Source organism: Stieleria mannarensis (assembly GCF_014154935.1).
Taxonomy (GTDB): Bacteria; Planctomycetota; Planctomycetia; order Pirellulales; family Pirellulaceae; genus Stieleria; species Stieleria mannarensis.
Window position 1 is genome coordinate 226,889 of record NZ_JACEHH010000007.1, and the last position, 6,640, is coordinate 233,528.

At 59.9% G+C, this 6,640-nt stretch carries 5 protein-coding genes; 3 read left to right on the forward strand and 2 right to left on the reverse strand.

Annotated features, from left to right (window positions below; translation table 11 throughout):
* Positions 1–115 precede the first annotated feature (115 nt).
* Positions 116–1,321, forward strand: coding sequence for a Trx7/PDZ domain-containing (seleno)protein (locus H1B37_RS07295; protein WP_220498084.1), 1,206 nt, complete (start codon positions 116–118; stop codon positions 1,319–1,321).
* Between the two features lie 24 nt (positions 1,322–1,345).
* Positions 1,346–2,335: a threonine ammonia-lyase gene (locus tag H1B37_RS07300; protein ID WP_182865967.1), complete on the forward strand. Its 990-nt coding sequence runs from the start codon at positions 1,346–1,348 to the stop codon at positions 2,333–2,335.
* An 80-nt stretch (positions 2,336–2,415) separates the two neighbouring features.
* On the opposite strand, the gene H1B37_RS07305 is transcribed toward H1B37_RS07300, so the two are convergent.
* The gene (locus tag H1B37_RS07305; RefSeq protein ID WP_286177501.1) at positions 2,416–3,720 is read right to left on the reverse strand and encodes a hypothetical protein; all 1,305 of its coding nucleotides are present in this window, start codon (positions 3,718–3,720) and stop codon (positions 2,416–2,418) included.
* A 463-nt stretch (positions 3,721–4,183) separates the two neighbouring features.
* Here H1B37_RS07305 and H1B37_RS07310 point away from each other — a divergent pair, with 463 nt between their 5' ends.
* Complete coding sequence (locus tag H1B37_RS07310) at positions 4,184–4,987, forward strand: hypothetical protein (protein ID WP_182865968.1); 804 nt, start codon at positions 4,184–4,186, stop codon at positions 4,985–4,987.
* A 355-nt stretch (positions 4,988–5,342) separates the two neighbouring features.
* Here the strand turns inward: H1B37_RS07310 and H1B37_RS07315 are convergent, their stop codons facing one another.
* A complete protein-coding gene (locus H1B37_RS07315; RefSeq protein WP_182865969.1) occupies positions 5,343–6,194 on the reverse strand; it encodes a hypothetical protein in 852 nt (283 codons plus the stop codon).
* Positions 6,195–6,640: the final 446 nt, after the last annotated feature.

The following is a 6,640-nucleotide window of genomic DNA, read 5'->3' on the forward strand; positions in this document are numbered from 1 at the left end:
CCTAGGCCCCCTTGTCCTCGGCCTTGCCGTTACCCTCACGACCACACTGCCCGCCCAGACCCGAGAGGAAATCGTTCGCGGGGACAAAGAGAAAGTCCAGCGGGAAGGTTTCTGGATGTACAACGACATTCCGGGGGCTTTTGAAGAAGCCGAACGGACGGGAAAGCCGATCGTCGTCGTGCTCCGCTGCCTGCCCTGTCACGAGTGCGTCAAATTGGACGATGAATTGGTCGATACCGATCCGGTGATCCGGCCGCTGTTGGAGCAATTCGTCTGCGTGCGTCAGGTCGCGACCAACGGATTGGATCTGGACCTGTTCCAGTACGACACCGATCAATCGTTTGCCGTTTTCTTCCTGGCCGCCGACAAGACCATCTATGGACGCTTCGGCACCCGTTCGCACCGCACCGAATGGATGGGCGACGTCTCGTTGAAAGGGCTTGCCAAAGCGCTGCAAGGGGCATTGGACCTGCATGCCGAACACGCCAAGGTCAAAGACGCCTTGGCCGGCAAACGCGGCCAGCCGATGGAAGTCGCTTCGCCGGAACTCTATCCCTCGCTGAAGGACAAGTTCACCGACAAGCTGAACTATCAGGGCGATGTCGTGAAAAGCTGCATCCACTGCCACCAGATCGGCGACGCCCAACGCGAGTATTACTGGCACGCCAAGCAACCGATTCCCGACAAAGTGCTGTGGCCGTACCCGCATCCCAAGTCGGTGGGATTGATCATGGACCCCAACGAAATGGCCACGGTCAAAGAGGTTTCCACGGATTCGATTGCCGCCCGGGCAGGCCTTCGCAGCGGCGACGTGATCGCCACGCTGGACGGTCAGCCCTTGCTGTCGATCGCCGACATCCAATGGGTGCTGCACAACGTCGATCCCGACGGCGGCACGGTGCCCGCCGAAATCAACCGCGCCGGATCCACGGTCACCACGCAGTTGCGGTTTCCTAAGGATTGGCGCCGCGCCGGTGACCTGTCCTGGCGCGTGACCACGTGGGGGCTGCGACGGATCGCTGCCGGCGGAATGCAGTTGGAACCGTCGACCCGATCCGAAGCCCGATCGAATACGGCCCCAAACGCGACCATGGCGTTGCACGTCAAACGCGTCGGCAAGTACGGAGCCCACGGAGCCGCCAAGCGAGCCGGCATTCGCGAGGGCGACGTGATCACGTCCTTCGACGGAAGAACGAATCTGTCGAGCGAACAGGATTTATTGACGTATGTGGTCACGTCGAAGCAGCCGGGCGACAAGGTCGACGTCACCGTCTTGCGCGGCGGAAAGGAACTGAGCTATACGCTGCCGATTCAGAAATGAGTTCGCGCAGGAGGGATCATGTCGATGGCATCGAAACGACACGCGATCACGCTCGACGACATCCGATCGGCTGAGCAACGGATCGCCGACCATGTAGTCCGAACCCCCGCGATCACAAACGAAGTGATTTCCAAACGGCTCGGTTGTCAGGTCGCGTTCAAGGCTGAGAACCTGCAACATGTCGGCGCGTTCAAAGCGCGCGGCGCGGTCAACGCCGTGATGAGCTTAAGTGACGAAGCTGCCCGCCGCGGCGTCGTCACCCATTCCTCGGGCAATCATGCCGCCGCACTGGCCCGCGCGGCCAAGCTGCGCGGCATCCCCGCGTTCGTCGTCATGCCCGAAAACTCATCACCCATCAAGATCGCCGCGGTCCGATCGCACGGTGTCCAACCGGTGTTTTGCGGCCCGTCGACGCAGCAACGTGAACAGGCGGCCGCCGAGCTGCAGCAACAAAGTGGCGCGACGTTGATTCATCCGTTTGAAACTCCGGCGGTCATGGCCGGCCAGGGCACCGTCGCGCTGGAACTGCTTCAGCAGATCAGCCATTTGGACGCCCTGTTCGTCCCCGTCGGCGGTGGAGGCCTGTTGGCGGGAATCCTGGTCGCGATCAAGTCGCTGCGGCCGGAGATCAAAGTCTTTGCCGTCGAACCGGAATTCGCCGATGACACCGCGCGCAGCCTGGCCGCCGGATCCCCACAACCGCCGACGCGCTACGACACGGTCGCCGACGGGCTGCGGACCGGGGTCGGCGACCACACGTTCCCGATCATCCAAGCGTTGGTCGATGACCTGTTTCTGGTTTCTGAGGAATCAATCCTGTCGGCGATGCGCTCGATCGCCGAAGACGCGCATCTGGTGGCCGAGCCGTCCGGCGCGGTGGCATACGCGGGATTGGTCGAAAACGCCGAACGTTTTGCCGGCCGATCTGTCGCGGTCATCATCAGCGGCGGGAACCTAAATTTCGGGGATTGCAGCCTGGGCAGAAATCGCCATGTGATGAGCTGCCCTCCGTAGCTACCTTCGCCAGAAGGTGGATCCACAGCGTTTCTCGGCGCTCTGGCGAGCGTCGCTCGTGTCAAAATCAATGGCGCCGTTCACTCGAACCATTCGGGGGTCGTTTCACGCAAGATCTCCAGCGTGTCGGCCCGCGTTTGTGCGTCCAGGTGCCGATAGGCCGCGTCCTGGTTCGCACCGGTCAGCACGGCCAACAACTGACGCGTGACTTCACGTCTGAGCGGCTTTTGCATCGCGTCGAACGCGGGCGAATAAACCAGGTAACTGCACGGGTATTTGAACATCCGGGTCTCCAAGTCAAAGTCGCGCAGCGATCGACCGTGGCTATCCACCGGTCCGCGCCGGGTGAATTCGTCGGCAAAAATCACCGACCCCTTGACCGGATCGGTCAAGGGTGCTTCATCGCAGAACAACGCATAGTCCACCACCGGCTTGGCGATCAATTGCAGCCGAGCGTTCCACTCGTCCTGGTCCACGTTGCGACTCTCGTCGGCGTCACGATCATGCACCATCTGACGCACCGTAAAATCGGCCTGGGTGATCGCGTTGTGCATTTGAGTCTGATGCTCCAACACCATCAGCGCGACGATGTCGCTGTAAGGTGAAAGGTAGTCGTGGGTATCGAACTCGTCCCATAGACTCAATCGATTTCCGTTGTCCCGCACATCCAATTGCCCACCCCGCAGGAACGTGTTGCCCATGTGACGCATCTCGCCGTGCCGTCCGGTCACGTACCATCCGCCCCACCGCTGCGAAAACGGGCTGGAGTGATCGGTGATGTACGATTCCCGCTGCGACGCCACGCTGCCGTCGACCTCCGGGTGCACGCTGCGGACCGTGTGCCCGGGAACGCCCTGCGTCATCGAGGTGGCGTGGCAGGCCAGGCAGTCGTAATGTGCCTGTTTGATCTTGGCCCGCCAGGGCATCATGTCGACGGTGTAAAACGCGGTTCCCAGCTTCGGATCTGCGGTCGAAATCTCCATCAACGAACTCCCGCGAATCCATCCCACATAGGTGTCATCGTTGAAGTAGATCGCCCGCGGATTGCGACGCGAAATCGCTTGCACCTGCATGCTGGTTTTGGAAAACACCAGGACTTGCGACGACTCGGGGATCTCGAGCGCCTTAAGAACCGAACGCAGGTAACCGGTCTCGCGCGTGTACTCCAGTTGAATCGTCTTGGCCTCCAACCCTTCGATCAGCCGGCTGACCGGATTTTCTGCTTCGGTCTTGGTGTATTCAAACGGCGGCTCTTCGAGATCAATACTGAGGTCGACTTGAGCCGGGAGCGGCCGGCAGTGCAGTCCAATTCCCATCGCGGCAATCACGCACACGATCTGCAACAGACGAGGGGTGATCCGCGAATCGATGACGCCGCTGTGCATGGTGATGATTTGAAATCGGAGAGCTTGGTGGCGGGAGAGGAAACGCAGGTGCCAGTTGTGACTGGAGGCAAATTCCCGGAAAATCAATCGCTGCCCCCACGACTGATCCGCCGATCCGGACGACCCAATCCTGCACGTCCAGGTGCAGATTATAGCGGCGGCGGCCCGCCGAGGCAAGGCGGACCGGCATCGCGCGTGATCGCCAGATCGATGACCGCGGTGGCGCGGAAGGACGTCCCGCGGCGTCAGACACACTGCGTATCGGGTCCAAGACCGCGTGAGTTTAGAGACAAAATCGATCGATTGCGGCCAGATCAGGCCGTGGCGTGTAGACGGCGATGGGCATTCGCGCCAGATTGAACGTGTCACGACTTCGTCATTTGATCGCCAGCGGATAGGGACGCTCGTTGCCACCGCCACGGCAAATGCTCATCCCCCATCGCGGTCCCCCTGGAGAGCCAAGGTGATTTTTGATCCCTATGAATCACACAAACTGACCGGCAAACATGCCGCACTTTACCGCGAATCACTCGGCACGATGGTGGATGTGTTTCGCGAGTCCCGTGCCGAGGGAGACGAGGACTACATTTCGATCTGGTCCTTCGGCGTCACGTTGTTCGACACCTTGCGTTGGCGACAACAACTCGCCCTGCTGCTTTCGGTGTCTCAGTGCGTGCTCAACGGATCGGGCGATCCGGAAAAGTGGGACGCGTTGGAGAAGGCGGCGTTTTACGCGGTCTATCGAAACGTCCTGACACACCTGGAGATCGAGCGTGACATGGATTGCATGGAGGCATCGGGGCGAGGATTTTCGTTCCCCGATGACGACCCGGATCTGGCGGACCTGGACGACTGCGACGAAGAGGAAGAGGAACGCGATGGGAATGAACAGAGTTGGCACGAATTGATCGTCGGGGCGTACCAGGAAAAGTGTTTGCAGGAGGGGCTGTCGCCGCAGGAGATCGAGAGGTACCTGCATTACGAAAGCGACAACAATGGCGATCTGCATCATTGGCACAGCCTGTTGGAGCGTCTGGCCGATCAGATCTTGGACGACCGCGACTTTGAAATGGCGTCGACCTTGATGGATGCGGATCCCGAGATCGCGTCGGTGATCAAGATGCAACTGGGGATCCCGCGAGACTACTTCCTCTCGACCGCCGCCGAGCCGAATGATGCAGCGGTGGAGCAGATGTTCCGCGACCTGATCCTGTTGGCCGGCCTGCGTTTCGGGGTAGGCGAGGAGGGAGACGACGCCCCGTTCTAAAACAGCTTCGAGCGAGCGCTGGTGTGCAGGCTAAAGCCGCCCCAGCTGATGCGACCGCAGCGACGCGGAATCGCTTTCTCCGGTGTACGATGGCCCTTCCGGGCCGTCGATTGCACTACTGAGCGATTTGGCAGCCAAATCAAATTCTCTTCCTCCGGGAGAGACGGCGTTTCCGCAGCAAGCAAACGCCAGAGAGGGCACGCGGCTCGCGAACGCCTCGACGACTTCCGCTACGATCAAATCCGTCCGCTAGACAATCGCCGTCCGACGGGTGCGGTCCAGAAACGCGATCGGATCGCCCCGCGACCGTTCGCAAGGCGATCCGATGATTGCCACTTGACTCGCGTCGGCTTTCTCAGCTCTCGACCGTTTCAACGACCGGCTTGGATTCCCACTGGAATTCGGCGCCCAGGCGAGCTTGCTGTGCATCGATAAAGGCCATCAGTCGTTCGGCAAAATCGCGGATTTCCTTGTCCTTGATCACCAAATCGGAAGCGTTCTCCTTGCCGCTGAGTGGCTCTACTGTTTCGGTGGCGAACTCGCCGAGTTCGATTTCACCCTGCTCGGCGACCGCACGCAGGTAGGCCAGGGCGACGGTCAGGTGGCGGAGCGATTGTCCGGTGTCATAACGGTATTGATCGCGATCGCGTTCCAACCGGGCTTTGCGAATCTCCTTTTCTTCCGCCGCGATGTTAGCCGAGACGCCTTTCTTGACGACCGGGTTTTTCGAGTTCTGGTGCTGCACGGAATCGGCGGTCGCCCGGATCAGGTGCGACTTGGCGACGGCCAATTCACCCATCGTTGCCAACACTTCGATTTCTCGCGAGCTGGGCGCCGGCTCGTTGTCCTGCAAGCTGGTCGACACTTCCTCCATCGTGTCGGCAACTTTCATGATCCTGGATTCCTCTTTGACCATCGCCGCCGACGCCGCGAGCTGCAACCAAGCCGAGCATTTGTCCAGCGTGGCCGAGAGCGCCGCCTTGTCGCTCGATCCGGCTTGCTCGCGAACCTTTGTCAGGTTTTCCAGCGCTTCGTAGCACAGCGGCCAGTAACTGCTTTTGGACACGATCACCCATCCGCTGACACTCTCGGGTCGCTCATCCCGAATCGTTGGCCGATCGCTCGTTGACACCTTCGACTCATCGGCAAGTCCACTGCCAGCGAACACACTCAAACCGGCCACCAACGCTGCAACGGAAAACGTCATCTTCATTGCTCAAAGCCTCGCGCGGAAGAGAGAAGGGGGATTGAGCTTCGAACAACTCAGCTCATTGCCGAGCGATAAACGCAATCATCGGACCAATTCCCCGTATCAAAATCGGCAGAGCTGAAAAAAACTGCAGAAATTGGAGGACGCTACGCCGGACAAAAACGTAGCTACCTTCGCCAGAAGGTGGATCCGCGCTCTTTTTCACGTGCGGGCCAGTGTCGTGGCGTTACCATCACGTCGCACCAACAGTTCCATTCTCATGATCGTTCGCCGCCCAGCCCGGCGAGGTAGCGGAAAAAGATTTTCCAATCCGCCACAAACATATTTCCATGCAGGTTCAACGGTGCAGCCAGCCCTTGGTCAAATAGCACCGGTAAAATGGCGCCACCCTAGCTCTTTTGCACTGCAGAGCGGCAGACAAGAAAAAGGTGTCAGGACAAGAA